General features: G+C 45.7%; 4 protein-coding genes. 2 read left to right on the forward strand and 2 right to left on the reverse strand.

From position 1 onward, the window contains the following. Positions 1 to 864 (forward strand): GNAT family N-acetyltransferase (locus ACQY6Q_RS03015; RefSeq protein WP_427977711.1); only part of this gene is annotated, 864 nt, incomplete at its 5' end. A 28-nt stretch (positions 865 to 892) separates the two neighbouring features. Here the strand turns inward: ACQY6Q_RS03015 and ACQY6Q_RS03020 are convergent. Continuing rightward, positions 893 to 1,714 carry a M14 family metallopeptidase gene (locus ACQY6Q_RS03020; RefSeq protein WP_427977713.1) on the reverse strand — a complete coding sequence of 274 codons (822 nt, stop codon included), beginning with the start codon at positions 1,712 to 1,714 and terminating at the stop codon, positions 893 to 895. Positions 1,715 to 1,829: 115 nt separating this feature from the next. Beyond that, entirely contained in the window at positions 1,830 to 2,537 is a 708-nt protein-coding gene (locus ACQY6Q_RS03025; protein WP_427977715.1) for a hypothetical protein, read from the reverse strand. A gap of 18 nt (positions 2,538 to 2,555) precedes the next feature. On the opposite strand from ACQY6Q_RS03025, the gene ACQY6Q_RS03030 reads away from it, so the two are divergent. Then, a partial coding sequence (locus tag ACQY6Q_RS03030; protein WP_427977717.1) for a hypothetical protein occupies positions 2,556 to 2,749 on the forward strand: 194 nt, incomplete at its 3' end.

A 2,749-nucleotide genomic window follows, 5' to 3' on the forward strand; every position in this document is an offset into this window, starting at 1 on the left:
GAGGGCGGTTCTGAGTGGGATGAGACTCAGGATGCTGCGGTGGCGCTGCCGCCGCTGAACATGAGCTTAGCGCGTTATTTAGTGATTTCGGCGCTGAAAGCGGAAAAAATAAGAGACCGGCGGCTGCCCAACGGCTTAAAAATGGACGCCCTGTGTAAAATGCTGACGCGTTTATCTAATTTGATCATCGATTGTCCAGAAATTGCACGCTTAGATCTTAATCCGGTATTGGCGGCGGGTGATAACATCATTTTGTTAGATGTGAATATGCGGCTGCAAGACAGTGATGACAAGCTAGGGCAACGTTTGGCTATTCGCCCTTACCCTAGGGAGTTAGAAGAATATTGTGAGATAAAAAACGGCTCACGCGTGTTACTCAGACCGATCCTTCCTGAGGATGAACCCAACCATTTGGCCTTTGATTCTTCGTTAAGTGAGGAAGATCGCTATAAACGCTATTTTGGCGCTCGTGGCCAAATGACCCATGAGGAAATGGCGCTACTCACGCAAATCGATTATGCCCGAGAAATGGCCTTTATCGCAGTTGATGAACAAGCGGAAGATGACCGAGCAATTTTGGGGGTAGTGCGGGCCACCATTGACCCTGACAATATTGAAGCCGAATTTGCCATGGCGGTAAGAAGCGATTTACAAGGCCTTGGCTTGGGTAAGCATCTGTTGCAAAAGTTAATTCGTTATTATCAAACCATGGGCACTCAGAGCTTAACGGGCATGACCATGATACAAAACCGAGGCATGGCGGGCTTGGCTAAACACCTTGGCTTTAGGGTTAAGTTTGAGTTAGAGGATGGGGTGATAGAGATGCACTTAGATCTGCAAGACAAGGTGGAATCGCAGGCTTAGCTAAATTCCACCAAGGCTTAAGCGAGTATTAACTCTGCTTGAGGCTGACCGACAAAAATTGCTGCATCACCGCACAATTGGCGTTGATGCGTTGATCGAAGTCTTCCAGCGCTGGGGTTTCACTGCAGGCGCCGCGTTTAGCACCTAACTGCACTAAGCACGACTCAAATGAACTGTCGTAGTGGTTATGGATCAAGCCCTTATCCAAATTCCAGCCGTCGATAGTGTTGTCGGCGGCAAGCGTAAAGTAGTGGGCTAAGCTATCCCTTAGCCCCGTGCTAAAGGCTCCTGCTGCTTGTCCAGGTTCAAAGGAGTAAACATAACAGCTGTGCTGCAATACATCTTCATGGCAGGTCAAAATACCATCTCGACTCAGCGTTTTTAGTAAGTCTTGATGGGCTATTAACAGTTTTCCTTCTACAGAGCTCTCTTCAGACACTACGGCTTGGCCGTCTTCAACCGCAAAACCTCGATTGGGATTTTCACCAAACTGATTAAAACGATGGCCTGCTTTAAATCCGGTGGGGTTAACTAAAGGCAGTACACTGAGGTTGATTTGCGAGAATATGTCGTTTTCTAGTTGGCTTAAAAACTTCAACATTCCCCAGGGGCCAGCGGCTTCTTCTCCATGAAAACCGGCGCTAATTAAGATATTGGCTTTGTCGGCTTGAGGCTCGGCAGATTGGTATAAATCTAAGGGGTAAGCAGCGATTTCTCCCAGTGTTTGCTTAGCCATAGCTAAACGTTGCATCTGATGTTGGAGTTGCTGATAAAAACAATCAATATCGTTGCTGGCACAGCCAAATTGCTGTGAATGCCAATGAAACTGTTGGAAAGAAGAGCGGCTCAAAACCTAGGTTCCTATAAATCATGTGATCCTTAAGTTGCCTACACTACCAGCACTTGAAGCTAGGCTCTAGTGCTTTTATTAGTTGTTATTGTTAAGTTCGGCTTGGCGGCTGGACTTACTCTACATCGTCTTTGTTAGCATCGTCATCAGGATAAATAAGGATGGCCTTACTTAGTTCTTGGGTGAGGGCCTTGGCTATTTCTTGGTGTCTATTATTTAGGTAAAAGTAGCTGGTAATGGTGGTATAGGCTTGGTTGAAACAAGTTTTTATTTGCTGTTGCTCCAGTTCGTCAAGCAGGTTGTTAATAGAGCGTTTGGTGGCGGCAAAATAATCAGCTCGCCCCAGCCGTAACATAGTGACTAATTTATGTGGGTTGGATACTTTTTCATAACCCACCTCTGAAAGTTGATAAAATATCTCAAAATAAGGGATGCCGGTAATGCCAACTGGCTTGAAGTGAGCTAATTGGACTGGGTCTTCAATACAGGCTTGGCTTTGGTGTACCCATATCCATAGGGCTGAACTTTCTATTGGAACATCAATTTTAAACATGTTTCTCGTTTGACGACCGGGGATTTCATAAGCAAAAGCTTCACCATCGAGTTCGTCGTACTCCATTAAGTGCTCTGCCCTAATTTCTGGTAGCGGAAGCAACTGCAGGGCAATGTTTAAGCTACTGGCTGCGAGCTTTAAACTTTTTATGCTGGCTTCTTCCCCAGCATCGAGGTCATGGTCGATTAAGGCGACTTTTAGTGTTTGAGCCCCTAAGGCTGGGCTACTTAATAAAAGTAATGTCCAGCAAAGTCTGCGAAGTCGTATCATTTAAGCGAAACCCTTCAGTTGGTTGATTCAAGTATAGAATGTCGCTATTTGTTGGTGAGTTTTTTTCAAGTTTGTTGTGAGCTAACGCTGTTTGGTTGGTTATGCTTGGGTCTTCTACCAAATAAAGACCATGTGAGAGGTTTAGCGGGTAAGGACACGCTCTTAAATGTAGCTCATGGTTCGGTATGCCTCGAATTGGCCATGCCGGCAGT

The sequence above is a fragment of the Agarivorans sp. genome (genome assembly GCF_050295395.1).
Taxonomy (GTDB): Bacteria; Pseudomonadota; Gammaproteobacteria; order Enterobacterales; family Celerinatantimonadaceae; genus Agarivorans.

Excerpts from the sequence above, each read along its gene's own strand:
- ACQY6Q_RS03025 (WP_427977715.1), bottom strand. The coding sequence starts at position 2,537 with ATGATACGACTTCGCAGACTTTGCTGGACATTACTTTTATTAAGTAGC.